This is a genomic window from Paenibacillus sp. IHBB 10380 (assembly GCF_000949425.1).
Classification (GTDB): domain Bacteria; phylum Bacillota; class Bacilli; order Paenibacillales; family Paenibacillaceae; genus Paenibacillus_AQ.
In genome coordinates this window covers 1,185,570-1,209,268 of sequence record NZ_CP010976.1, presented here as the reverse complement: position 1 = coordinate 1,209,268, position 23,699 = coordinate 1,185,570, and the positions used below count along the sequence as shown (strand labels likewise).

At 41.9% G+C, this 23,699-nt stretch carries 30 protein-coding genes; all 30 read right to left on the bottom strand.

The annotated features are described in order from the left end of the window. Nucleotides 1-100 precede the first annotated feature (100 nt). The 30 genes from UB51_RS28445 to cmk all read right to left on the bottom strand — a co-directional run bounded on the left by UB51_RS28445 (nucleotide 101) and on the right by cmk (nucleotide 23,612). Nucleotides 101-265 (bottom strand): hypothetical protein, encoded by a 165-nt coding sequence (locus UB51_RS28445; RefSeq protein ID WP_199924987.1) that lies wholly within the window; start codon nucleotides 263-265, stop codon nucleotides 101-103. A 91-nt stretch (nucleotides 266-356) separates the two neighbouring features. Beyond that, nucleotides 357-1,190, bottom strand: a complete 834-nt coding sequence (locus UB51_RS05475; protein ID WP_044876438.1) for a CheR family methyltransferase — start codon at nucleotides 1,188-1,190, stop codon at nucleotides 357-359. Further along, a complete protein-coding gene (ndk, locus tag UB51_RS05470) occupies nucleotides 1,181-1,624 on the bottom strand; it encodes a nucleoside-diphosphate kinase (protein ID WP_044876437.1) in 444 nt (147 codons plus the stop codon). The genes UB51_RS05475 and ndk overlap by 10 nt, the downstream gene beginning before the upstream one ends. Nucleotides 1,625-1,722: 98 nt before the next feature. Further along, the gene (locus UB51_RS05465; protein WP_044876436.1) at nucleotides 1,723-2,694 is read right to left on the bottom strand and encodes a polyprenyl synthetase family protein; all 972 of its coding nucleotides are present in this window, start codon (nucleotides 2,692-2,694) and stop codon (nucleotides 1,723-1,725) included. Continuing rightward, nucleotides 2,691-3,557 carry a menaquinone biosynthetic enzyme MqnA/MqnD family protein gene (locus UB51_RS05460; protein WP_044876435.1) on the bottom strand — a complete coding sequence of 289 codons (867 nt, stop codon included), beginning with the start codon at nucleotides 3,555-3,557 and terminating at the stop codon, nucleotides 2,691-2,693. The genes UB51_RS05465 and UB51_RS05460 overlap by 4 nt, the downstream gene beginning before the upstream one ends. Nucleotides 3,558-3,559: 2 nt before the next feature. Then, on the bottom strand, nucleotides 3,560-4,165 hold the full coding sequence (locus UB51_RS05455; RefSeq protein WP_044876434.1) for a UbiX family flavin prenyltransferase: 606 nt from the start codon (nucleotides 4,163-4,165) through the stop codon (nucleotides 3,560-3,562). Next, nucleotides 4,162-5,034, bottom strand: a complete 873-nt coding sequence (locus UB51_RS05450) for a UbiA-like polyprenyltransferase (RefSeq protein ID WP_044876433.1) — start codon at nucleotides 5,032-5,034, stop codon at nucleotides 4,162-4,164. Before UB51_RS05450 ends, UB51_RS05455 begins: the two co-directional genes overlap by 4 nt. Beyond that, the gene (locus UB51_RS05445) at nucleotides 5,027-5,767 is read right to left on the bottom strand and encodes a demethylmenaquinone methyltransferase (RefSeq protein ID WP_044876432.1); all 741 of its coding nucleotides are present in this window, start codon (nucleotides 5,765-5,767) and stop codon (nucleotides 5,027-5,029) included. The genes UB51_RS05450 and UB51_RS05445 overlap by 8 nt, the downstream gene beginning before the upstream one ends. Before the next feature lie 11 nt (nucleotides 5,768-5,778). Next, the gene (locus UB51_RS05440) at nucleotides 5,779-6,552 is read right to left on the bottom strand and encodes a heptaprenyl diphosphate synthase component 1 (protein ID WP_044876431.1); all 774 of its coding nucleotides are present in this window, start codon (nucleotides 6,550-6,552) and stop codon (nucleotides 5,779-5,781) included. Nucleotides 6,553-6,663: 111 nt separating this feature from the next. After that, nucleotides 6,664-7,218, bottom strand: a complete 555-nt coding sequence (locus tag UB51_RS05435; RefSeq protein ID WP_044876430.1) for a hypothetical protein — start codon at nucleotides 7,216-7,218, stop codon at nucleotides 6,664-6,666. A 182-nt stretch (nucleotides 7,219-7,400) separates the two neighbouring features. Further along, complete coding sequence (gene mtrB, locus UB51_RS05430; protein ID WP_044876429.1) at nucleotides 7,401-7,634, bottom strand: trp RNA-binding attenuation protein MtrB; 234 nt, start codon at nucleotides 7,632-7,634, stop codon at nucleotides 7,401-7,403. A 109-nt stretch (nucleotides 7,635-7,743) separates the two neighbouring features. After that, the gene (locus UB51_RS05425) at nucleotides 7,744-8,016 is read right to left on the bottom strand and encodes an HU family DNA-binding protein (RefSeq protein WP_044876428.1); all 273 of its coding nucleotides are present in this window, start codon (nucleotides 8,014-8,016) and stop codon (nucleotides 7,744-7,746) included. 173 nt (nucleotides 8,017-8,189) lie between these two features. Further along, the gene (locus UB51_RS05420; RefSeq protein ID WP_044876427.1) at nucleotides 8,190-9,176 is read right to left on the bottom strand and encodes an ABC transporter permease; all 987 of its coding nucleotides are present in this window, start codon (nucleotides 9,174-9,176) and stop codon (nucleotides 8,190-8,192) included. Further along, a complete protein-coding gene (locus UB51_RS05415; protein WP_044876426.1) occupies nucleotides 9,166-10,689 on the bottom strand; it encodes a sugar ABC transporter ATP-binding protein in 1,524 nt (507 codons plus the stop codon). Before UB51_RS05415 ends, UB51_RS05420 begins: the two co-directional genes overlap by 11 nt. A gap of 151 nt (nucleotides 10,690-10,840) precedes the next feature. Beyond that, nucleotides 10,841-11,920 (bottom strand): sugar ABC transporter substrate-binding protein, encoded by a 1,080-nt coding sequence (locus UB51_RS05410; RefSeq protein ID WP_445322353.1) that lies wholly within the window; start codon nucleotides 11,918-11,920, stop codon nucleotides 10,841-10,843. 350 nt (nucleotides 11,921-12,270) lie between these two features. Beyond that, a complete protein-coding gene (locus UB51_RS05405; RefSeq protein ID WP_044876424.1) occupies nucleotides 12,271-12,714 on the bottom strand; it encodes an OsmC family protein in 444 nt (147 codons plus the stop codon). A 287-nt stretch (nucleotides 12,715-13,001) separates the two neighbouring features. After that, nucleotides 13,002-14,480, bottom strand: a complete 1,479-nt coding sequence (gene spoIVA, locus UB51_RS05400; protein WP_044876423.1) for a stage IV sporulation protein A — start codon at nucleotides 14,478-14,480, stop codon at nucleotides 13,002-13,004. Nucleotides 14,481-14,554: 74 nt separating this feature from the next. Then, entirely contained in the window at nucleotides 14,555-14,809 is a 255-nt protein-coding gene (locus UB51_RS27590) for a hypothetical protein (RefSeq protein ID WP_144406960.1), read from the bottom strand. A gap of 57 nt (nucleotides 14,810-14,866) precedes the next feature. Further along, on the bottom strand, nucleotides 14,867-15,565 hold the full coding sequence (locus UB51_RS05395) for a DUF3939 domain-containing protein (protein WP_044876422.1): 699 nt from the start codon (nucleotides 15,563-15,565) through the stop codon (nucleotides 14,867-14,869). Nucleotides 15,566-15,674: 109 nt separating this feature from the next. Continuing rightward, nucleotides 15,675-16,034, bottom strand: coding sequence for a 2Fe-2S iron-sulfur cluster-binding protein (locus UB51_RS05390; RefSeq protein ID WP_044879907.1), 360 nt, complete (start codon nucleotides 16,032-16,034; stop codon nucleotides 15,675-15,677). A 55-nt stretch (nucleotides 16,035-16,089) separates the two neighbouring features. After that, on the bottom strand, nucleotides 16,090-16,689 hold the full coding sequence (locus UB51_RS05385; RefSeq protein WP_044876421.1) for a hypothetical protein: 600 nt from the start codon (nucleotides 16,687-16,689) through the stop codon (nucleotides 16,090-16,092). Nucleotides 16,690-16,708: 19 nt separating this feature from the next. Next, the gene (locus UB51_RS05380; protein ID WP_044876420.1) at nucleotides 16,709-17,011 is read right to left on the bottom strand and encodes a 2Fe-2S iron-sulfur cluster-binding protein; all 303 of its coding nucleotides are present in this window, start codon (nucleotides 17,009-17,011) and stop codon (nucleotides 16,709-16,711) included. A gap of 51 nt (nucleotides 17,012-17,062) precedes the next feature. Beyond that, a complete protein-coding gene (locus UB51_RS05375) occupies nucleotides 17,063-17,245 on the bottom strand; it encodes a DUF2768 family protein (RefSeq protein WP_445322352.1) in 183 nt (60 codons plus the stop codon). Between the two features lie 151 nt (nucleotides 17,246-17,396). After that, nucleotides 17,397-17,672, bottom strand: a complete 276-nt coding sequence (locus UB51_RS05370) for a stage VI sporulation protein F (protein ID WP_044876419.1) — start codon at nucleotides 17,670-17,672, stop codon at nucleotides 17,397-17,399. Nucleotides 17,673-17,746: 74 nt separating this feature from the next. Then, nucleotides 17,747-18,787, bottom strand: a complete 1,041-nt coding sequence (locus tag UB51_RS05365) for an NAD(P)H-dependent glycerol-3-phosphate dehydrogenase (RefSeq protein WP_044876418.1) — start codon at nucleotides 18,785-18,787, stop codon at nucleotides 17,747-17,749. Beyond that, the gene (plsY, locus tag UB51_RS05360) at nucleotides 18,780-19,406 is read right to left on the bottom strand and encodes a glycerol-3-phosphate 1-O-acyltransferase PlsY (RefSeq protein ID WP_044876417.1); all 627 of its coding nucleotides are present in this window, start codon (nucleotides 19,404-19,406) and stop codon (nucleotides 18,780-18,782) included. Before plsY ends, UB51_RS05365 begins: the two co-directional genes overlap by 8 nt. Nucleotides 19,407-19,417: 11 nt before the next feature. Next, nucleotides 19,418-20,740: a ribosome biogenesis GTPase Der gene (gene der / locus UB51_RS05355; RefSeq protein WP_044876416.1), complete on the bottom strand. Its 1,323-nt coding sequence runs from the start codon at nucleotides 20,738-20,740 to the stop codon at nucleotides 19,418-19,420. 231 nt (nucleotides 20,741-20,971) lie between these two features. Beyond that, complete coding sequence (gene rpsA / locus UB51_RS05350) at nucleotides 20,972-22,195, bottom strand: 30S ribosomal protein S1 (RefSeq protein ID WP_044876415.1); 1,224 nt, start codon at nucleotides 22,193-22,195, stop codon at nucleotides 20,972-20,974. A 116-nt stretch (nucleotides 22,196-22,311) separates the two neighbouring features. Beyond that, nucleotides 22,312-22,902 (bottom strand): lysophospholipid acyltransferase family protein, encoded by a 591-nt coding sequence (locus tag UB51_RS05345; protein ID WP_044876414.1) that lies wholly within the window; start codon nucleotides 22,900-22,902, stop codon nucleotides 22,312-22,314. Next, nucleotides 22,899-23,612: a (d)CMP kinase gene (gene cmk / locus UB51_RS05340; RefSeq protein WP_044876413.1), complete on the bottom strand. Its 714-nt coding sequence runs from the start codon at nucleotides 23,610-23,612 to the stop codon at nucleotides 22,899-22,901. Before cmk ends, UB51_RS05345 begins: the two co-directional genes overlap by 4 nt. Nucleotides 23,613-23,699 lie beyond the last annotated feature (87 nt).

Sequence of the window (23,699 nt, the reverse complement as noted above, 5' to 3'; positions counted from 1 at the left end):
AGTATAGGTCATAAACTTTGACAAGAAAGGGTATCGTTACATTCTTAAAAAAAGCACCGTACCTCCATAATGGCAGGTACGGCGCATTTTATCAATTGTCTCACCCATTAATCGGTTGATTAACAATATCTTCAGTATCGCAATTATTTACAGCTTCTTGAATCAAGCGACTAAGATGAACGTTCTCAATTCCTAGTATTTGACTACATTCCTGAATGGTAATGAACCCACGTTGATACGCAGTAATTACCTTTCTCTTATCCATAATGTACTGACCTCCACTTGTTACCATAATATTCTTATGATATCTAGTATCGTAAAGTGGCGTCGTTTCTATACCTTAGTATCATGTTAAGTTATAGTTTTTTACGATAGAAGAACGTTTCTGTTGACTCAAGCCCGTATTGAGCTGGGGAAAATATCTGTTCCGTACTTCCAACGAATAAGTATCCTCCCGGCCTAAGACTATCAGCAAATTTCTGATAAAGCTTAGTCTTGGCTTCCTCTGTGAAATAAATCATCACATTGCGGCAGACGATGAGATCATAATAGGTATCAAACTTATCTAGCAGTAGATTCTGTTTCTTGAATTGGACTGCTTTTTTTAACGAATCATTGATCTTGAACATCGATCCTTCTTCTGTGAAATAGCGGGCTGCCACGTCCTTAGGTACGTCCTTAAGAGACCTTTCTAAATAGAGTCCCTGTTTAGCTTTCTCTAGCGCACCATCATCTATATCACTAGCCTCAAGAGAACTCTCTAATAGTGCCTTCCGATCAGACAATATCATGGCCAACGTATAAGGCTCTTCGCCTGTAGAACAAGCCGCACTCCATACCTTAAGACGGCGTTTACCCTCCAATAGATCTGGAAGAATGACATCCCGTAGCGTTTCCCAGCGATTAGGATTACGCCAAAATTCAGAAACATTAATCGTCATCCGATCCAGAAACTCATAAAACAACACTTTGTTGCTCATCATAGCCTCATAGAAAGAATCAAAGCTATTGTAGCCATTCTTCAACCGAAGTGTCGTCAAACGGCGCTTCATCTGCGCTTCCTTGTACTCTGAAAGATTAATTCCGGTAGTTTTATTAATTCGTTGAATAAAATTCATATAATCCGTGTCAATAGGGACATTCTCTGCTTGTTTATCACTTAGAAGCGATGTGGGAGATTTTATATCCATTGGGAAATACTTTTCTCATAATCCACAAACTCATGAGCCTCAAAGAAATTTGCAATTTCCCGTGTACTGCTCTCCAGTGAATCTGAACCATGAATTAGATTATTTGGTGTATGTGCAGCGAAGTCACCACGTATAGAACCTGGCAGAGCTTCTTTGACATTCGTTTTACCTATGAGCATCCGAGACAATGTCACGATATCGTCCCCTTCCCATACCATAGCGAACACTGGACCTGAAGTAATGAAGTCCAACAGATTAGGGAAGAAATCTTTCCCTTCATGTTCTGCATAATGCCTTTTGGCCTGTTCCTCCGTTATAGTTACCAACTTACCCGCCACCATTGTAAAACCTTTCTCTTCCAACCTGCTCACAATACGACCGATTAGACCCCGCTGAACACCATCAGGTTTGATCATCAAAAAAGTACGTTCCATAGACTCACTCTCCATTTTCAATACAAGTCATGAAGCTATTCATTGGATTGATTCATCCATAATTGTATATTACCAGAAAGCTTAGCATCGGTTAATGCCTAATATGCTCGTTTCGTGACAAAATGGGCGATATCCTTCAAATTTCTTTTAATTTTGAGGTCTGGAAGCTCATTTAGAGCGGCTAGCGCTTTATTAATATATTGGGAAGCCAGTTGCTCTGCTCGATGAATTCCTGAGCTGGATTTGACCATTCGTATAGCATTCGATACATCACATTGGCCGTTCATATGATGAATACGTATAATTTCTTGAAGTAAAGGTCCACGTAATTCTTGATCTTGAAGAGCATAAATAATGGGTAAGGTAATGTTTCCTTGCCGAATATCGTTCCCTGGTGGCTTACCGATCTGCTTCTCCGTTCCACACAGATCTAATAAATCATCCTGAATTTGAAAAGCCATACCCACGTTATACCCATATTGATATAACAGATTGCTAATTCTAGGATCTGTGTTTACGGCAATCGCACCAAGCTGACAACTCACTGCGATCAGTAGAGCCGTCTTACGCCGAATACGCAACAAATAGCGACGCACACTTTGCCCCGTATTGAAGAAATCTCGAATTTGCTCCATTTCACCGATAGACATCTCAACCATGGCCTTAGATAATTTCTGATGAATTTCTGGATTAGGCAATTGAGTAGCGACTAACAAAGCTTTAGCGTATATGAAATCACCAGTATACATAGCGATCTTATTATCCCATTTAGATTTTACAGTCAATTGCCCGCGCCGGGTATCTGCATCATCAATAACGTCATCATGAACGAGGGAAGCCATATGAATAAGTTCAAGGGATACTGCCACATTCTTCAGACTCTCAATGTCATAATCGCCGAATTTACCTCCCATCAATACAAAAACAGGACGCAGTCTTTTACCGCCAGCTTTCAGTAGATGAAGTGACGTTTCATTTAGCAGTTCATTTCCCTCTATGCTACGAAACAATTCACGCTCTATGTATTCCATATCTTTTTTTAGCGTGCCGAAGATGTCTAATCTCTTCATTCCTTCACCTGTATCAGCATATTATGGTCCCATACTTCCATGTGTACCTTATGTTGAACAAGCCCTAATTCATAGGCATAACGGAAATAAAGTCGCAAACCTTCATACTGTCTTTCTCCAAAGTCATAACATAAATTTGAGAAATATCGTTCCCAATATTCAGTAGTTCCACCGATGGTAGAGCATGCTTCTTCAACAATAGGCTGCAAATTTGCCAGACTACGAGCTTTACTTGTCTGAAAGGCATCTACTATTTCTACAATAGCCTCAGGCTTTCTTTGCGCAGTATCACGATTAACAGCCCATACGGCGAATGTCATGCTATGCCCAGTCCATTCTTTCCACCAGGCTCCCAAATCCGTAACATAATAGCCGTGTTCTTCCCACGAAGCCTTGATGGCGTTATCTCCAATCAGTAGTGCCGCATCCGCATTACTCATCATGATCTCTAAGTCAGGTTCTGTTGTAAGATAGGTTGGATGTGCTCCTAACGCTTTACTCATCAGAATTTTGAGCAGATTCACAGAGGTAGCCGATGTATTGGTGAGCGCAATGGTTCCATTCCCCATACTATCCAGCGGCTCACGCGAGAACAGCAAGATTGACTTCACAGGTCCATCAGCACTAACCGATAATTCCGGTAACAATAATAGTTGCTCCGATAACAATCCATAGGCAAATGAAGACAAGGCACCAATGTCAATACTTCCATCACTCATCCCTTGGTTTAGATAGGAAGGGACTTCCGACACCATAGATGCAGGCTCATGAAGAGTACTAGGTTCAAAGTAGTGAAAAATAGGCCATGCATTCGTATATTTAATTTTTCCGATGATGGTCTTCTTATTGCCGGGCGCTGGCATCCTTATCCCTCCCATCTTTTAAATAATTGGTGATCAATTCGAAGACTATCCAGTACTTTACCAACGACGAAATTAATCATATCGTCCATACTTTGTGGTTTGAAATAAAAAGCAGGCATCGCTGGGATCATCTTGACACCTAGACGTGACAGCTTCAGCATATTTTCCAAGTGAATTGCGTGCAACGGCGTTTCACGTGGGACGAGGACTAATGGACGGCCTTCTTTTAACATCACATCAGCAGCACGTGTCATTAAATTATCAGATGAACCATTCGATACAGCCGACAATGTCCCCATTGAGCATGGAACGATAATCATGCCCTCCACTTGAAAAGAACCACTGGCAATCGTGGCCCCGATATCCGCTATAGGATGATAGTGAAACGTTCCAGAATACGGTCCAAACTTCTCATTAAGAACCGTTTCTCGATCTGAAATCTTCCATCCCATCTCCTCATTCAGCACACGCCAACCCGCGTTAGATATAACGATATGTACATCCTTATTCTGAGATAGCAAAGTCTCGATCAGTCGAATGCCATAGATAGAGCCACTTGCTCCTGTTATTCCGACAACCCATCGTTGTTTCTTTATTGAATCGTTCAAGCGTATTGCACCACCAAGTCAATCATAGTAAAGGCAAACACGACAATACTTAGCGAACTATTCATCGTAAAGAAAGCCGTCTGTAGCTTGCTCATGTCCTTAGGAGACAGAATGAAATGCTCATAGAATAATATAGCGGACGCGATAAACATCCCTACAAAATACCACCAACTAAGTTCTGTCAAGAAGAACAGAAGTACAAAACCTATGGCTGTTATCACATGAAATATACGTGCAATTCTCAAGGAATTATAAAGTCCAAAACGAACGGGTATCGAATGTAATCCTTCTTTTTTATCGAAATCCAAGTCCTGAATCGCATAAATAATATCAAAACCTGCTGTCCAGAATGACAGCGTAAGATAGAATATCCAAGCATTTAAGTCCACACTATTCGTAACGGCTACCCAACCTCCAAGAGGAGCCAGTGATGTAGTTAACCCAAGCACGACGTGACAGAGCCAAGTGAATCTTTTGGTGTAGGAATAAATAACGAGCATGAACACTGCAACGGGAAGCAACTTAACTGCGAGTGGAGATAACTCGAAAGCTGCCCAGAAGAGAAGAATGAATGATACCACTGTAAACACAATAACCTCAATCGTTTTGAGTAATCCCGCAGGAATCGCCCGATTTGCTGTTCGTGGATTCTTCTTATCGATCACTCGGTCAATGATTCGGTTTAGTCCAAATGCCGCACTACGGGCACCAAATAAAGCCATAAGAATCCAACCAATCTGTGCCCATGAGGGAAGCTCTCCGTTGACACTCACTGACCCCAGTAACGCACCCATAAAGGCGAAGGGTAAAGCAAATAATGTATGTTCAATTTTAATCATTTCTAAGTAAATGCCAATTTTCTTAAACATGCTGATTCTCCTTACTCCCAATATGTAATGCCGCAATTCCACCGGTTAAGGGATAGGCTTCGACTTGTTGTAATCCAACCTGCCGGAATACATCGGTGAGTTCTTCTCTTCCTGGAAATAGAGCCAGTGAATCAGGTAGCCATTTGTATTGCTCATATCTTGATGCAAATAACTTTCCTAGATTCGGCAATATTTTTTGAAAATAGAAATAATAGATTCCCTTAAAGGGCTGACTAGTAGGCTTTGATAGCTCCAGACATACGACCATTCCACCAGGCTTAACCACCCGTTTCATTTCTTCAAGCACCTGTCTGAGGTCGGGGACATTGCGAAGTCCAAAACCAATCGTAGCGTAATCAAAGCTATTATCTTCAAACTCAAGGCTCATTGCGTTTCCCTCAACCAAGGTAATCCTATCGTTCATATGCTGTTTCGCAATTTTGTTGCGGCCTACCTCCAGCATGCTTGGACTAAAGTCTAAACCAACAATGTTACTCGTTCCACTCGCCTCAGCTAAACTGAGTGTCCAATCACATGTACCACAACAAAGGTCAATCGCGGTATCCCCAGATTTCACGTTCATCTTACGCATTGCAAATTTCCGCCAAGCCTTATGCCGACGGAAGCTCAATATATCGTTCATGATATCGTATTTGCCAGCAATGCTCTCAAATACAGATTGAACGTGCTGTTCCTTTGGCTTTGCTTTACTCTCTGATGTATTTCGCTCCAACAGTAATCACCCTATCCCTCTCTCACTACAGTTTTGGAAACATCCAAATAGCTTTGGAATGGTTCCAGTAATTGTACAACAGTACGAAAACGAACTTCACCGTTATTCACTTGTAGAATAGATTGTATCCGACTCATTGTATGATGCAACTTGTCCGTTAGTTCCTCATCTGAAATAAATGGATAGCCAGGTGTCAATCGCTGTGGCCCTTTGTTGACATTAAGCTCTTGTACAATCGTATCACAAAGACTGAATTCCTGTAGTAGCTGTTGCCATAAATCTTGCACAGATTTCTCTAACATTGGAGTAAAAGAAAGAAACAGCTGCATGTTCAGCTGTACCTTTAGCCGCAAATATTGTTCTGCAGATAACATCGAGCTACTCATCTTGCTGTAAAGATTCATCTTCTGTATGTTCACATCACAGATCGCTTGGCTTATAAGTCTTATCACTTCGATCTGTCCTTGATCAGACAACAGCTGGTAGAATCCGCTACTAAAGTAATCTCCTGCGAGTACTTTTAATTGGCGACACCGCATTTGGCCTTCTGCCTGATTCCCTTGTACAGTGTCAATGGTTTCGTGTGTATCGAGACCCATTTGCACCAAGTAAGTAACTAGGGCATATAGCTCTTCGTGATGTAACGGTGTGCGACCACCACGATTCAAAAAAATATATAATAAATGCACACGGGCATCCGGAAAAGACGGCAATTCCGTGTGCTTTTGGATCATATCATATTCGATGTAGTTTTTTGCGAGTAGCGGTATGCGGTAAGGTTTCATGGTTAGCCTCCGAGCCTTAAACTTTGAACCATTATAATATTCACAATGATAATGTTCACAATCTCGATTATTATAGCACATGTTAAAACACTGGCACAGGGTTTTATCTTCTTATTCAAGTGTTTTCGGCATGTTAAACTGATTGTTCCATAGTTTCGTTTCATTCACATGTAAGGTTTGTTTCAATATATCCGTTAGAGGTCTTTCACCGTTATTTTGCAGCATTTTAGTAAGCTCCGCACTCCATTCATAACGACTTACATTCGCAGCTAGTAGTAAATGTCTTGTATTCAACCATTTATCCTCAGCAATCAGTCGCAGCATCACTTGATCTACATTAGGAGTATTGTGGAAGCTGAATAACAACACCTCTGCCATATTCTCATACATATCTCCGACTGAGCGTTCAGGCCCTTCAACCTTCAGATCCAGCGTCAGAATTGAACCTTTCCATTCTACCCTACGGATTGGCAGTGTAAGCGGAAGTGAACTAAGCTCATCTACTAAATTGTCATTGCTAAGCTCTACACGTGACATAGGTGTGAATGTAGCCGTAACTTTTTGTTGTTGTTCCAATGAGGTTTGGAATGAAACCAACTTGGGAAGGAACAATACAGCTCCTAAACAAAGTAACATTGTACTCCCCAGTAGAGTCCAGCGATTCATAAGAAATACCCCTTTCACCAGATCACTCTTCTAGAGGTTGTTCAAAAAGTCATCTATGGATCACGAATCACCTTCTCGGTGCTGAATCGTCGACTTTCTGAACTCACACTTCTAGTGTCGTCTTCACTATTTAAGTCCATACCTCATTGTACAATGAAAAAAAGCAGGCTATGCCTGCTATTTCAGCTCTCGCTCTCTACCATGCCATGTTTAGTCATCACTTGAGCTTTACCCCGAATTTTCACAGCAGAGGTATGACTAGTAAATTGAGCGATGAGCACTTCGCCTTTGTCCAACTTTTCCGTATGGTGAAAGCGGGTATCCTGCCCACGAGTTAGCCCAATGACTTGTACGCCGTTCTCTTTGGCTTTGACAACAAAATAATCATCATTATTATTATTCGCTTGGTTATCCATATCAACATTCCTCCCATTCTTTCACGATAAATAGAAAAGAAAAGGCCGTGAACAAACGTCACGGGCCTCATTCTTATACTCTATTTGTTCTATGGATTTGGTGGAAATCTTATTTAATTCCATCCTTGAGCGCTTTACCTGGTTTGAATGCAGGAATTTTGCTCGCAGCGATTTCGATTTCTTCTCCTGTTTGCGGGTTGCGTCCTTTACGTGCAGAACGTTCGCGAACTTCAAAGTTTCCGAATCCTACCAATTGTACTTTATCACCGCTTTGCAGCGCTCCTGAGATTGCTTCGAATACAGCATCAACTGCTTTCGTAGCATCCTTTTTGGACAATTCAGATGTTTCCGCAACTTGGGAAATCAGTTCCGATTTATTCATTTCTATTCACCTCCCCATTCAGAAATGAGATCGATTGTTAACCTTTGTTTCCGCTTTGCCGCAAAATATACATTTAAATGACTTTTTACAGACAGAATCACCCTAATAAAGTGTGAAAACATATGCGCGGAACAGATTTATACTAATACAGCTAATCCATAATATCAAGCGTTTTAGGTCTTTGATCGATTTAAAACATAAAAAGTTACCGATAGAGCCAGCACAAGGACCGCCCCTTTGACAATATCATGTGTAAAATACTGCAAATTCATCATTGTCAAACCATTCACTAATACACCGATCAATACGGACCCTATAAACGTACCTATCACATTCGGTTTCCCTGCTCCAAACACCGAGAAACCGACAAACACAGCAGCAACAGCCTCCATCAGAAGTGGGGCACCCGCGTCAATCTGTCCAGAACCAACACGAGATGCAAACACAATTCCACCTATAGCTGCGAACAAACCTGAAGCGACATAAGCCAAAGTCCGAACCTTCTTAACTTTAATACCTGACAAACGAGCCGCTTCTTCATTTCCACCTGTCACATACATGTGCCGTCCATATTTCGTTCGCGTCAAGAAGATATGAACAAGAGCTACGGCAATCAACAACAGAATAACCGAAATAGGAACGCCAAACCATTTCCCTTGGCCCAATTGAAGAAAAGTCGTATTCATCTCCCCAGGCGCTTTGGTTCCATCAGGAAATTCCATGTGATTATAGATCGTGTAACCTTGAGCATACGTCTTATGGATGCCACTCACAATATACATCACAGCTAAGGTGGCGAGAAGATCCGGAATTCTTAATTTTACTATGAGAAGAGCATTCAGCAATCCTATAAGAGCCCCTATTACAAGTGAACCTATAATAACAATATACAATGGTTGCTGATACCAGATCATTAGTGAGGCTGAGACGACTGTAGTTAAAGAGACGGTTGATCCAACCGATAAATCAAATCCATCTACAATCAGAGATAGGGTCACTCCTATGGCTACAAATGTCACTATCGTGATCGACCCGAGTATATCTGCCATATTGCTATACGTAAAGAAATAAGGTAATTTGAAGGAGAAAAATGCAATAACCCCTATAATTACCACAATTGCGCCGTAACGAAACGCCAAGTTCATCAGTTTATCCTTCATCGTTAATCTCCTGACCCCCACTGGCATAATATAAGAGCTGTTCTGGAGTAGCTTCATTAGCTCCAAATTCTTTGGTGATTTCGCCATCGCACATGACACCTATTCGGTCACTTATTCCAATGCCCTCCATGAGTTCGCAAGTTAAGTAGATAATCCCCTTGCCCTGAGCTGCTAAGGAACCTATAATGCCGAAAATATCACTTTTGGCACCTATATCTACCCCTTTGGTAGGTTCATCAAAAATAAATACGTCAGCATCACTTTCCAGCCATTTCCCAATCGCTACTTTCTGCTGATTGCCTCCGCTTAAATACTGTACGATTTGTTTGCCAGAAGACACTTTAATCCCCAGTGAATCGATGACCTTATTGCCATGGCTCTTCTCTTGTTTATTAGAGATAAAACTCAGCCTGCTTAGCTTAGTAAGGATCGGTAAACTGAGATTCTGATGTACAGATTCATGAATAAATATCCCTTGTTTACGTCTCTCTTCAGGGATAGACACGATACCTGATTGCACAGCATCAGCCGGCTCCCTCAGCTTTAATTTCTTCCCATGGATACGTAATTCCCCATCATCAAACGGTTCTGCACCACTCAATAAACGGGCTAACTCTGTCTTGCCCGCCCCTACTAGACCGACGATCGCAAGCACCTCACCTCGGCGTACTTCAAGATCCACACCACGAACTTTCCTCCCTTTCCGGAGTCCCTTAGCTTGTAGAACAACATCTCCTATAGGAACCTGGATCTTGGGGAATTCTTCAGCAAATGTTTTACCCAGCATGTGCCCTATAATGGATTCTGAGTCTGTATCTTCAGTCTTGGACACACTTACGTTTTGGCCATCTCTCATTACCGTCACAAGATCACAATGGGCCAACACCTCAGGCAAACGATGTGTGATAAATATACAAGCAACACCTCGATCTTTTAGTGAATGAAGAATTCGGAAAAAGGATTCACTCTCACTCTGACTAAGAGGGGCTGTCGGTTCATCAAAGATGATCACTTTAGCTTCCTGTGCCAAAATTCTGGCAAGCAGTACCATTTGCTTCTCTGCCAAGCTCAGCTCACTTACCTTTTGTTTAACATCCATCTCTACTCCCAGCTGTGCTAGAACCTCTGAGGATAGAGCTACCATTCGACTCGGCTTAATCCATACACTTGAGTCAGACGATGCTAGACGGTCTAACATGACGTTCTCTGCCACACTCATCTGAGAGACTAGTGCTGCATCCACTTCTTGGTATACACAGTAAATGCCACTTGTTTTGGCATCACTTGGTGAATGTAGGTGAAGAGGCATTCCATTACCTTCAATCACACCACTATCCGGAAGATAGGCACCCGACAAGATTTTCATCAGCGTGCTCTTCCCTGCTCCGTTAGCCCCAAGAAGAGCATGTATCGTTCCACCACTCACGGCAAAATCAACCTGTTGTAAAGCAGGAACCCCGGCGAATTTTTTGCTAATGCCCTTCATCTCTAGTAGAAATGATGATGATGCCATGATTATTAGGTTCCTCCCCTTGTGATCGTTAATTTTATTCTCAACATCAAAATCAGTGTGCTCAAAAAATGTATAGTTTTGATAAATGACCGCTACGATCAGCATAAAATTCTATTTTCAGTAAACACTGATAATAAATTTGAGCCTACCTTTATTTACTATAATCCTTCATCCAATCTTGTAGGCCCTGTTTACTACCGCCCCATCCTTCCACATATTTGGACAATTCACTTGTAGAAATTTGTTCCTTAGGTAATTGATCATTGGATACATATACGGGATTTAGAACAACTGCATCATCCGTCTTGTCTCCGTGCAATTTCTGATAAGCATATCTAACTTGAATGCGTCCAATATCCTTCGGGTCTACTGCTGCAGAAGCCACCCAAGGATTGTTAGGGTCCTGAATCATTTGCAGATCCTCATCACTCATATCGATACCATATACTTTAATTTCATTACGTCCTGCCTGCTGGATGGCACGAGAAGCTCCCTTAGCAAATTCATCCCAAGCCGTCCATACAGCGGAAATCTCACCTTTTGGATACTGTTTCAAGATAGCTTCCATTTGTGTTTGTGTATCCAGAGCAGGATTCTGAGAGGTACCAAAGGTCGCAACTTCTTTAATATCTGGATTCTCTTTCATAAACTTAGCATATGAGACTTGGCGTCTCTCCATCGGTGCAAAGCCAGCCACCCATACTTTCACGATGTTACCTTTACCGCCGATATCTTTCTTCAATTGTGTCAAGGTCAGCTCCGCCATCTGCTGATCGTCCTGAGATAACACGGTCACTCCTGGTACTTCAACACCTGAATCAAATACAATAACTGGAATATTGTTATCCGTTGCTTTTTTAACCCCGGGCGTTAAAACTTCTGGTGATCCGTGATCTGTCAGTATTGCATCGAATCTTTGAGTGACTGCAGAATCTAGCAATGAAGCCATTTTGGCTTTATCATTATCCGCTACAAATTTCGTTAACGTCCCACCAAACTTCTCTACTTCTTCTGTTACCCCTTGTACGTATTGCTGTGAAAAAGTTCCAGTATTAAATTCCATGATGAGAGCAATTCGTTTACCTTGCAATGGCTTATCTGAGGAAGATTCAGATCCCTGTACTGCATTCCCAGTTGATCCTGGTTTAGCTCCGCAAGCACTCGTAATGAGCACCAATACTAACAGTAAAGAAAGCACTAAAGTTTGATTTTTTCTGATTTTTAACACCATGATTTCGTTTCCCCCTTGAATTCTCTATGTGATATCTATCACTGAATATTAACTACTATAAGACTTAATCCCCAGTATGTAAATCGGTTTTTGAGATTTAATTAAAATTCCAAAGATTTTCATTGAACAAACCCTTGATACAACTGAGTAAACAGTACTAATAAGGTTGAAAGATACGGATCTTCCCCCTTCGTTAATATGTTCATTTATTCCATTTCAGTCCATACAGAAATAGGCCGATTCTTCCTCCAGAGTGGAGGGAACCGACCTTTTTTCTTCTATACTATGAGCTAAGATTGCAGAATAATTGGGACTACTCGGATTCGTTTATTGAGAAATCTTGTCTGGGCTTAACGCTCAATAATGATATTGTTTAATTTAACATTAACTGGATTTTCGATGGTGTCTCCAACAGGGCATTTGCTCTCCAAGAATCGTACAAATTCCTCTACCTTATCTTCTGGTGCATCGGTTTTGATTCGGAATGTATACCGAATATCGGAGTACCCCGGACGGACATCAGATTTGTTAAAAAAACCATCGAGATCAAGGTCGCCTTCAACTTCCACGCTGAAATCCTCGAGTTTTATATCAAACTTTGGCGCATAGACTCTGGCAACGATAGATTGGCAGGCTCCTAATGAAGCTAGTAGCGCTTCGACCGGATTCATCCCCGTATCCGTTCCACCCAAGCTCTTCGGCTCGTCGATGGTTAACTCGAAATTTCTGGCAGTGGCTTTTACTTTAACTCCCTCTTGTAAATGTGCAATAGCTTTGAATGTCTGAACAGCCATTTTATTCCTCCTTATGCTTATGTATTATGTACTCCATCTTTAGCTAAAACCAACTTATCTACTAGGTATTATACGAATAATACAAATCACTGTCAATCCATAAAAATTTACTATGCATGCTTACAACTAATACTGCCAGAAAACAAAGATCCTAGACATGTTATTCATCACAGTATACAATCTATCGAAAGAATCTAAGTTTGTATATGTAGACTGTTATGCACAAAAAAACCATAAACAGGATGTTATTCCTGCTTACGGTTTTTATTTATACTTCATCCTATTTACTAAAGAATAATGGCGATTAATCCACCCGAACCCTCATTTATTATCCTACCTAACGTTTCCTGCAATTTGTAACGTGCGTTATCTGGCATCATTGCGATTTTACCCTGAATACCCTCACGAACAATGGAATGTAGGGAACGTCCGAAGATGTCTGAATCCCAAATTTTAATCGGATCATTCTCGAAATCCTGAATCAAATAGCGTACAAGCTCCTCGCTTTGCTTCTCAGTCCCTATAATAGGTGAGAATTCAGATTCGACATCGACTCGAATCATATGAATGGACGGAGCAGTCGCTTTCAAGCGAACACCGAATCTGGATCCTTGTCTAATCAACTCTGGTTCATCCAGTGTCATTTCAGCAAGTGAAGGTGCGGCTATACCGTATCCCGTCGTCTTGACCATCTCCAGCGCCTCTGCGAATCGGTCATACTCACGCTTAGCGTGAGAGAACTCTTGCATGAGTTGAAGCAAATGATCTTTACCACGGATTTCAACGCCCACGACTTCCATCAGAATCTGATCATACAATTCATCTGGAGCGAACAAATCAATCTCGGCAACACCCTGACCCATGTTCATTCCACTAAGCGCTGCACGATCGATGAATCCATAATCCATGAACTGAGCGACAACCCGATCTACATCCCGAAGACGGCGGATATCCTTCACCGTGTCACGAACCGAATTCTCATAATTGGTACGCAACCAATGCTTCTCGTTCAGTACCATAACCCAGCTTGGTAGATTAACATTCACTTCATGAACTGGGAATTCATATAGAACTTCCCTTAGGACGCCCGTAACATCGTCTTCAGTCATTGTAGCAGCGCTCAAGGACATGACAGGAATATCATACTTCACTGCCAATTCACTACGTAATTGTAGAACCTCTTCACTTCTAGGTCGTGTCGAGTTAATCACAAGCACAAAGGGTTTACCTACTTCTTTGAGCTCAGCGATAACACGTTCTTCCGCCTCCACGTATGAGCCGCGGGGAATTTCAGCAATTGATCCATCCGTCGTTATCACTACACCTAACGTAGAATGCTCCTGAATTACTTTCCGCGTGCCAATCTCAGCTGCTTCCTGAAAGGGTATAGGCTCCTCGAACCAAGGTGTCGAAATCATTCGTGGTCCATTCTCATCCTCGTAACCCTTTGCACCTTCCACCGCGTATCCAACACAATCTACGAGGCGAATGTTTACATCTAAGCCTTCAGCCACATTAATTTGTACTGCATTGTTGGGAACAAATTTAGGCTCTGTTGTCATGATTGTTTTTCCCGCAGCACTTTGTGGAAGTTCATCCACCGCTCTAGCTCGATCCGCTTCATTCGTGATGTTCGGAAGTACAATAGTTTCCATGAATCGTTTGATAAATGTTGATTTACCTGTGCGGACTGCGCCTACAACTCCCAGGTATATATCGCCACCTGTTCGCTCGGCAATGTCCTTAAAAATATCTACCTTTTCCAAGAGAGATCCCCTCCTCATATTACTCCGAAGGAAAAATGCTTTTAGAGCATCCGCTTCGTGTTCCATCTGAGGCCTCAACCAAGCTTACGGATGAGCAACCTTGTCATGTCGTTAGTAGTCCGCCGCCGGAAGTAAAGAATCGGATCAGAACGGCAAAGCGGCGTTGCTCGTTCGGGCATTTGGACTAGTATCATATTATGTACCATTTCAAAACAATATGACGGGTATTTAATATAATTGGACAGCTTCTTTCTTTCACGAAATAACACGTCCGTGCCATCCAACTCATTATATTCACGAATTACAGCAGTTATGACTTTATGACGCAAAAAAAAGACCCGTCTTAATTAGACGGATCGAAAAATCATAAAATACAGTATCTCGTTTTATTTGGAGCTTGCCACAGGAGCCCCATTCTCCCACACATAGGGTAGTGATTTAACAGGCACTAGCTGTGAAGCTTCTTCTAAATACACTCTTAAATCCTTGTTAGCTGTCGGTTTAGTATCACTATTCTCAATCGCCTGCATAATATCAAAGGCATAATCAGCGTATACGATCCCTTTGGCATCCATAATAAACTTCATGTCCTGCCCTGAGTAAACACTTGCAAGCTTAAGCTTAGGGACGCCTATCTTGACGAGATCTACTGTGTGCACATTTGGATATAACATTTCACCCACAGGTAAATCATTCGTTTGATTCCTTTTATATTTATCGACAGCAAGCTGTACTTCATTGATCTTCTGAACGGTTACTAAATCCATGACCTTAATTGTTGGGTTAGTCTCTTCATCTAAAATCAGAAAATAAGCACTTCCACCCCTCTCAAAGGAGGTGGCTGGAAATTCATCGAGATAACCTTTATTCTTCAGCTTGTTAAGATCAACTCTGAATTTCTCATAACGTGGTGTATCCTGGTCAGCATTTATTATCGGAAGCAAGCCTTCTTCCTTCTGATAGTCATCTACTGCTAACTGAATACGATTCACGCTTTCACGATAAGAGACTAGCCTCTGCCCTTTGTTCTCTCCAGGGTAAAGACATCCTGTTGCCATCAACATAAGCAAAATCACCATGAGCATGGAAATAACTCTTTTATAATACCTATTCCTTCGCTTTGTAACTACTTTAAATGTCAAGCCAACATCATCCTTTACTATAACGTCTCCTAGTGTATATACACCCCTGGTGTTACCAGAGTTCGTTGTCATGATCCTTGTTTCTAGCCGCTTCAAGCTGTTTACGAACCGCTGCCTTCAGTGGATCCTCAGGAATGATAACCGATATTTCATTCTGAATTCTTGCTTGACAAGACAATCGTATACCTTGTTCCAACAGTGAACCCAGTTTACGTCTTTCAGCATCATTTGCAGTAGAGACGGCGGACTCCTCCTGTGGACTTAGCTCCACCTTACACATTAAACAGGCAGCTTTTCCTCCACACCTAGTCGCAATATGTACGCCACATTTACGGGCCGTATCCAGAATCGTTGTGCCAACTCTTACCTTAATCTTCTTGCCCATCGGCTTAAATGTAACTTCATACTCCATCATAAGTCACCTTCCTCTACATCCACTTACACTTACACTTACACTTACACTTACACTAACTATATTTTTGCAAACTAGAATATTCAAGTAAGGTAGATAACTGTTTTAAGTACTTATCCTCTAATAGGTTGCTAGACAGGAGCTCGTCCAATAGAGGGGCATGAACCTCTGGTTGTACCCTCATGATTTCAGCAATCGCTTGGTAACGATCAGGACGATCTCTTAATAAGTTGAATATTAGCTCATGACTAAGTGGCATTAAGCGTATAGTAACCCCCTCAAGCTCACTAGCCACTGCATGTTGCTGAAGTAAAGTTTCCACTTTCACTTCATAGTGGGATGTGCCTGCAGTCACTTTAAAGCTACCCACTAACTCAATTTGAGCCCCATTGTAATGATAATGACTTAAGATTGATGAATATAGACCACTTTGATTGACAGCTTGTTCATCCACAGACCACTTCTCAAGGGCTTGGTGCAGTATCTTTATTGAACCGGCATCTGCATATAGATCAATATCATGCGGAGGAGTCAAAAGTTTCACACCTTGAAGCAACAAGCCACAGCTCCCACCAAGCAACCACTTCTTGTTAGTTAGATTGAGATCATATGCTGATTCTTTCAGTGCATTTTGCAAGTCAGCCGAGAACTGCATTCAAGTCACTTCCCCGTTCTTAAAAATACGTTTTATTTCGCGCTACGATTATACCCTCTTGAGCAACAACAGTCTGACAGCCTAGTCGATAACCCTCTTCGAGCTCTTCCGGATCAAGACGTTTATGTTCTGCCTCTGTTGCATCCGCCAAATGTTCCCTACCTTCTTCGATCAAACAGCGACAACGTGCACATGTTCCACGAGTACATAAATTCTGAAAGTCTACCTTATGCTCAAGAGCATGCTGGAGAATGGTCGTGCCTAGCTGAATCTCCACATTCTTGTTAACACTTCTTCCAATGAGTTGTAAAGATGCTGGCATGAATACTTCACCTATCCTTTAAGTGTATTACACAATATAAAGTATTACATCTTAGAGCAATATAACCATGCCACCCATAAATCCAATGATCATAGTAATAAAAGCTACGAAAGAGAGCATCGCTCTAACAAATCCTTTTGTTTTACTCCTCGCGTAGGTTATTAAAAAAACAGATAATCCCATAATCAATACCGCTATAAGGGATATCCACATTTTAGTCATAGGATCCATCATATCATCTAACTCTCCATTTCCTTCTTCATAATATGCCGTTATTATAACATGAATTAAGACCTTATGATGCAAAAACAGAGACATGAACAGCATAAAGCCAAAGGCTCTATCCTATTCATGTCTCTGCTCTAAATCGTGTCCCATTGTGATTCTATTTCTTAATCATCATTTTCATCAGCGTTTCCATGCTTTGCGGATTCATGCCACTTTTCTTAACAGCACTCACAATATCCCTTACGGTATCTTCACTTACGGGCACGTTAGCCATTGCGGATACCTGCTTAATCAATTGACGAAGCTGGTCCTCACTTTGCATCGTAGTCGGTTTAACCGTACTTGCAAGCTTCTTGACTGCGCCTTCCGAAATGTTTTTTCCGCTTTTTTTATTTATTGCATTCAACGCATCTTTTGATATATTTTTGCTCACAATTCGTCCCTCCTCCGTCAATCCTCACGTTATTATATGAGGCTGGACGGAAAAAGGTGATTGTGTTCATTGTCTTACGTATGCCACTGCTCCCAAGTCTCGATCCGCATACTTTCCATTTCTGTCTTTGGATCTCGACCCATCAGTGTCTCTACTGCAATCCGAGGATCACACGCTTTGAAGAGTACGCTATAAATCTGATCTGTGATCGGCATCTGAACATCGTGCTTAATGGCAAGAGCGTGAGCAGCCTCCGTCGTACGAATGCCTTCAACAACCATACCCATGGACTCCAATACGTCATCTAGTTTATTGCCTTGACCCATTAATGAACCTGCACGCCAATTTCGACTGTGCTGACTTGTTGCTGTAACAACAAGGTCACCAATACCCGCAAGGCCCGAAAAAGTGAGCGGATTGGCTCCTAGTTCTACACCAATTCGCGAAATCTCAGCAAGACCTCTAGTTAATAGCGCTGCCTTAGCATTATCACCAAAACCTAGACCATCAGACATACCCGCTCCTAATGCAATAATGTTCTTAAGTGCTCCTGCGAGCTCTACCCCAACCATATCTCGGTTGGTGTACACACGGAAATAGGAGTTCATGAATAAATCCTGTGCAGCTTCAGCACGTTCTTTGTTCAGTGAGGCTACTACAACGGTTGTAGGACATTGACGAATCACTTCTTCAGCATGGCTCGGTCCAGATAGGACGACGATATCACCTTCATCGCATCCAAGTTCTTCGGAGATCACCGTAGACATTCGATTTAGCGTTGCACTTTCGAAGCCTTTGGTGGCATGAATACAAAGCATATCCTTATTCCAAAAAGAACTTAGTTCATGACATACTTCTCTCATCACAGATGAGGGCGCTACAATGACGACAGCAGAAGATCCATCTACGGCCTCCTTCATGCTGTTCGTAGCTTTGATGTTATGAGCAAGCTCAATATTTGGTAAATATCGAGCGTTTGTATGTTTAGTATTAATCTCCTGAACCTGTTCGAGGTTATGGCTCCACAAAGCAACTTCCCTATGATTGGCAGCCAGAACGCTGGCCAAAGCTGTTCCCCAACTACCAGCAACCAGTACAGTAACTTTGTTAGACACCCTGCTTCCCCCTTTTACTAGATCCTCGTGAACCAATCTTATTCTCACATCCCCGAGCTATTTTGACAATATTGCCTCTATGACGCCAGAACGCAAACAGGCAAATAATGAGACTAGTCCAAAAAATAGACGCTGCATAGCCACCTAAAATCAATAGGAATACAGGCGTGAGTGCTACAAATACTAATGATCCAAGTGAAACATACCTAGTAACCAAAATAATTAAAATAGCGATTATACCTGCGTATAAGGCAGGTATAAAGCTAAATGTTACCATCACGCCGATGGTAGTAGCAATACCTTTTCCCCCACGAAAATGGAAATATACTGGCCAGTTATGCCCAATGATAGCAGCAATCCCACATAAAGCAGGAATCCATGTACTGTCTCCGCCAAGCCACTTTCCAATCCACACAGCCACTATACCTTTTATAACATCTAGACAGAGCACAATAATTGCAGGCCCTTTTCCTAATATGCGTAGCGTATTGGTAGCACCAGCGTTTCCACTCCCATGCTGACGGATATCAATCCCCTTGAGCATTTTAGCGAGTAAAACACTGAAACTAATGGAACCCAGAAGATAGCTCATGATGATTGCAAAAATTTGCAGCAACAAACGTACCTCACCTAACTTTCATCAGACTTACGCCGTGTGAATATCCGAATGGGTGTCCCCTCGAAATCAAATGCTGCACGAATTTTATTCTCTAGGTAACGCTCGTAAGAGAAGTGCATCAGTTCCGGATCATTAGCAAAAATGACCATGGTCGGTGGTTTAACAGCAACTTGAGTCGCATAGTTAATTCGTAATCTACGGCCCTTGTCAGTTGGTGGTGCATTCAATGCTACAGCATCAGATACAACATCATTTAACAGATGGGTCTGCACCCGTAGTGAATGCTGCTGTGCAACACGCTGAACGACTGGAAGTAATTTTTGCAAACGCTGTTTCGTCTTGGCAGAAAGAAAGACGATCGGTGCATACGTCATGAACAAGAAATGATCCTTAATCTTCGTCTCGAAATCTTTCATCGTACGCTCGTCCTTTTCAACTACATCCCACTTATTAACAACAAATATAGAAGCTTTACCGGCTTCATAAGCATAACCAGCAATATGTTTATCCTGATCAATAATACCTTCTTCTACGTTGATGACCACGAGAACTACATCCGCTCTCTCAATCGCTTTCATCGCTCTCATGACACTATATTTCTCAGTTGTTTCGTAAACTTTACCTCGCTTACGCATTCCTGCTGTATCGATAATAACGTAACGTTGTCCATCACGCTCAAACGGTGTATCAATAGCGTCGCGAGTCGTACCTGCAACCTCACTTACGATCACTCGATCTTCCCCTAGAATCGCATTAACCAAAGAAGATTTACCTACATTTGGACGACCAATTAAAGCAACCTTAATGACGTCAGCATCATATTCCTCATCTTCAAGCTCCGGCAGATTAATAACAATTGCATCCAGTAAATCACCGATACCTGTTCCGTGGCTTCCCGAGATGGCAATAGGATCGCCAAATCCCAGACTATAGAACTCATATATATCCTCGTTGCGACGAATATTATCTACTTTGTTTACAGCTACCACGATAGGCTTACCTGAACGGAATAGTATCTGAGCGACTTCCTCATCTGAATTTGTTACCCCAGTCTTAGCATCACACATAAATACAATGACGTCTGCTTCCGAAATAGCGAGCTCAGCCTGCATCCGAATCGATTTAAGCATATCATCATCGCCATCAATCTCAATACCGCCTGTATCGATAACACTAAATGCTTTACCGTTCCAATCAGAAACACCATATATCCGATCACGTGTAATACCCGGCTTGTCTTCTACTATAGCTAGACGATCGCCAATTAATCGGTTGAAAATAGTTGATTTACCTACATTAGGCCTGCCCACGATCGCTACAACAGGTCTTGCCATAATTCTCTCCTCCTGTCAATTCTTACGTTTATCATCATATCAAAAAACGTTAGGCTTGGCTAACGATTCATGAAGTCCCTTATAGCTCTAGTATGTAGAAAGTTGTTTACAGAAGCAATTCTAGCGCTTCCGTAAGAACTCCTTCATTGCTAATACTATTATGTGCAATCATAAAAAAAATATCGGCGAACCCGCGGGAGGGTTCGCCGATGAACAAATATCAGATCCCAATCATTTGAATTTATCGAGCTTATCGCCAAACAAATCTCCAAGGTTAACGCTAAGTCCTTGATTACTCAACGACACGTTAGGGTTGTTAAGTTCTTCTCTTGGCGCTCTATTGGATGATTTCTCAGATCTAGGAGCTTGTGCAGGTGCTTCTTCTGTTTCTTTGATGCTCAGACTAACCCGTCTTTCAACTGGGTTCATGTCCAGAATCTTAACTTGGACTTGTTGTCCTTCTTTTAGAACTTCTTGCGGTGTAGCAATATGTTTGTGTGAAATTTGAGAAATATGCACCAAACCTTCTACTCCTGGAGCAAGCTCTACGAACGCACCGAAAGCTACTAGACGTTTCACTTCACCCGTTACAACATCACCGATATTGAATTGTCCTGAAGCACTTTCCCAAGGACCTGGTTGAGCTGCTTTAATACTTAGGCTAATTTTGCCCTTCTCAGGATCAATCTTCAGTACTTTCACTTTTACTTTATCGCCTTCGGATACTACATCAGAAGGTTTGTCAACATGGCTCCATGCCATTTCTGATACGTGAACCAAACCGTCAACTCCGCCTACATCTACAAAAGCACCGAACTGAGTCAAACGTTGAACCGTTCCTTCAAGCTCTTGACCCTCTTTAAGGTTAGCCATAATTTCAAGCTTGTTAGCTTCAAATTCTGCATCTAGAACATCCTTTTGGGACAAGATCACTTTATTGTTCTCACGATCAAGTTCTTTCACTTTAACGCGAAGAGTACGGCCTTTGTATTCGCTGAAATCTTCAACGAAATGACGTTCTACCATGGAAGCAGGGATAAATCCACGTGCACCCACATCTGCTACCAGTCCGCCTTTAACAACGTCTGATACGATAACTTCAATAATTTCTTGATTTTCGAAATATTTTTCTAGATCATCCCATGCATTTTCGCTATCAATCGCGCGTTTCGACAGGACCATTTTCTCTTTTTCATCATCAATGCTTACAATTTTACATTCAACTTCTTGACCAATTGCTACGGCATCAGAAGCATTGTCCACTTGAACTGAAGACAGTTCACGAACAGGAATCACACCGTCATATTTATATCCAATGCTTACATAAGCTTGGTTATCTTCCAGTTTGACGATCGATCCTTTCACAGTGTCCCCTTTTTTCAAGGATACGATTTGTTCCATTTCCTCTTGGTTTGATACTTCAACTACTTCTTCATTCTTAATTTCTTCCGACATATCAATACCCTCCTCAATTCAAAATCCCATTTATTTAAACCTGCTAAAGCAGTGTTCAAAACTAATAATAGATGATAATAGCTTTCCAATAAGTACTATTGTTCATGCACGATCATTTAAGCGCGTGATGGCTTACCACTCTTTTGCATTTCGTAGATGCGAGACATAATCTTGTCTGTTGCAGCTTCTAATTGATCGCCCGAGCCCTCACCCTTAAATTCAGATAAATCAATTGGCGCTCCGTATACAATTCTCATTTTTCGGAAAAGCTTGTACTCACCGAATATAGCTGCTGGGACAACCTCTGCATTGCTTCGAAGTGCAAAACTAGCTGCACCCTTCTTGGCGATACCTGATGTAGAATTACGCGTTCCTTCAGGGAAGATACCCATCATCTCACCTTGACGCAAAATATTAATAGAGTAACGAATGGACTCTTTACTCACGCCGCCTCTTTTGACTGGGAATGCACCAAGTTGCCGAAGTAGCCAGCCAAATCCAGGGATGTTAAACAACTCTCCCTTGGCCATATACTTTACCGGACGCTTCAATTTAATTCCGAGCACAATAGGATCGCGAACACTAATGTGGTTACAACAGAGAAGAACCCCACCCTCATTAGGAACATTTTCCTTACCAATTGCTTCCAATCGGTACAAAAAGGTAAATATTACACGCAAAATCGCCCTACAAAAAATGTAAATCATTCTACGCTCTCTCCATCCCTCTGAGTTCTTCTGCAATAAGAAACAATCGTATCTACAACTTGATTGATATCCATATGTGTGGTATCCAGCACAATTGCGTCATCAGCACACCGAAGTGGAGAGATTTCTCTCTGTTCATCCAGTGAATCTCGTTTTGCAATATCGCTCTCAAGCTGTTCCAATGTTGTCTGTTCAGCTTCACTCAGTTCCTTGAATCGGCGGAGCGCTCGTTCCTTCACAGTAGCTGTCATATAAATCTTTACTTCAGCCTCGGGAAGCACAGTAGTACCGATATCGCGCCCATCCATTACGACGCCTTTGCGCAAAGCCATTTGCCGCTGTAAATGAACCATATGGTTACGCAGCCCCTCGATTTGCGCATATCGAGATACTATTCCATTCACTTGGTTAGTACGGATATAATATGTAACATCTTCTCCGTCCACAAGCACTTTCTGTCCATCAACTCCGGGTATCAGTTCAATCTCCATATTCAGGGTATGATGAAGCACTTCATCAACCATTTCTGGTTCAATTCCTTGCTTCAGCATGTACCATGATACAGCGCGATACATCGAACCTGTGTCCACATAAATGTACGAAAGTTGCTCAGCCACTAAACGGGCTACTGAACTTTTGCCTGCCCCGGCAGGACCATCAATTGCTATATTAATTCTGTGTTGTTCATTCGTTGCGTCAGACCTAACCAATGGGGCATTCCTCCTATGACATTAACCTCAAGAAAAAAGCAGGCATTGCCTGCGACGTAAAAATTATACCACACATAAGATGACGAT

Coding starts and splice junctions, on each gene's coding strand:
- UB51_RS28445 (WP_199924987.1), bottom strand. CDS start 265: ATGGATAAGAGAAAGGTAATTACTGCGTATCAACGTGGGTTCATTACC.
- UB51_RS05475 (WP_044876438.1), bottom strand. CDS start 1,190: ATGGATATAAAATCTCCCACATCGCTTCTAAGTGATAAACAAGCAGAG.
- ndk (WP_044876437.1), bottom strand. CDS start 1,624: ATGGAACGTACTTTTTTGATGATCAAACCTGATGGTGTTCAGCGGGGT.
- UB51_RS05465 (WP_044876436.1), bottom strand. CDS start 2,694: ATGAAGAGATTAGACATCTTCGGCACGCTAAAAAAAGATATGGAATAC.
- UB51_RS05460 (WP_044876435.1), bottom strand. CDS start 3,557: ATGCCAGCGCCCGGCAATAAGAAGACCATCATCGGAAAAATTAAATAT.
- UB51_RS05450 (WP_044876433.1), bottom strand. CDS start 5,034: ATGTTTAAGAAAATTGGCATTTACTTAGAAATGATTAAAATTGAACAT.
- UB51_RS05440 (WP_044876431.1), bottom strand. CDS start 6,552: ATGAAACCTTACCGCATACCGCTACTCGCAAAAAACTACATCGAATAT.
- UB51_RS05435 (WP_044876430.1), bottom strand. CDS start 7,218: ATGAATCGCTGGACTCTACTGGGGAGTACAATGTTACTTTGTTTAGGA.
- mtrB (WP_044876429.1), bottom strand. CDS start 7,634: ATGGATAACCAAGCGAATAATAATAATGATGATTATTTTGTTGTCAAA.
- UB51_RS05425 (WP_044876428.1), bottom strand. CDS start 8,016: ATGAATAAATCGGAACTGATTTCCCAAGTTGCGGAAACATCTGAATTG.
- UB51_RS05420 (WP_044876427.1), bottom strand. CDS start 9,176: ATGAAGGATAAACTGATGAACTTGGCGTTTCGTTACGGCGCAATTGTG.
- UB51_RS05415 (WP_044876426.1), bottom strand. CDS start 10,689: ATGGCATCATCATCATTTCTACTAGAGATGAAGGGCATTAGCAAAAAA.
- UB51_RS05410 (WP_445322353.1), bottom strand. CDS start 11,920: ATGGTGTTAAAAATCAGAAAAAATCAAACTTTAGTGCTTTCTTTACTG.
- UB51_RS05405 (WP_044876424.1), bottom strand. CDS start 12,714: ATGGCTGTTCAGACATTCAAAGCTATTGCACATTTACAAGAGGGAGTT.
- UB51_RS05395 (WP_044876422.1), bottom strand. CDS start 15,565: ATGCTCATGGTGATTTTGCTTATGTTGATGGCAACAGGATGTCTTTAC.
- UB51_RS05390 (WP_044879907.1), bottom strand. CDS start 16,034: ATGGAGTATGAAGTTACATTTAAGCCGATGGGCAAGAAGATTAAGGTA.
- UB51_RS05385 (WP_044876421.1), bottom strand. CDS start 16,689: ATGCAGTTCTCGGCTGACTTGCAAAATGCACTGAAAGAATCAGCATAT.
- UB51_RS05380 (WP_044876420.1), bottom strand. CDS start 17,011: ATGCCAGCATCTTTACAACTCATTGGAAGAAGTGTTAACAAGAATGTG.
- UB51_RS05375 (WP_445322352.1), bottom strand. CDS start 17,245: ATGATGGATCCTATGACTAAAATGTGGATATCCCTTATAGCGGTATTG.
- der (WP_044876416.1), bottom strand. CDS start 20,740: ATGGCAAGACCTGTTGTAGCGATCGTGGGCAGGCCTAATGTAGGTAAA.
- rpsA (WP_044876415.1), bottom strand. CDS start 22,195: ATGTCGGAAGAAATTAAGAATGAAGAAGTAGTTGAAGTATCAAACCAA.
- UB51_RS05345 (WP_044876414.1), bottom strand. CDS start 22,902: ATGATTTACATTTTTTGTAGGGCGATTTTGCGTGTAATATTTACCTTT.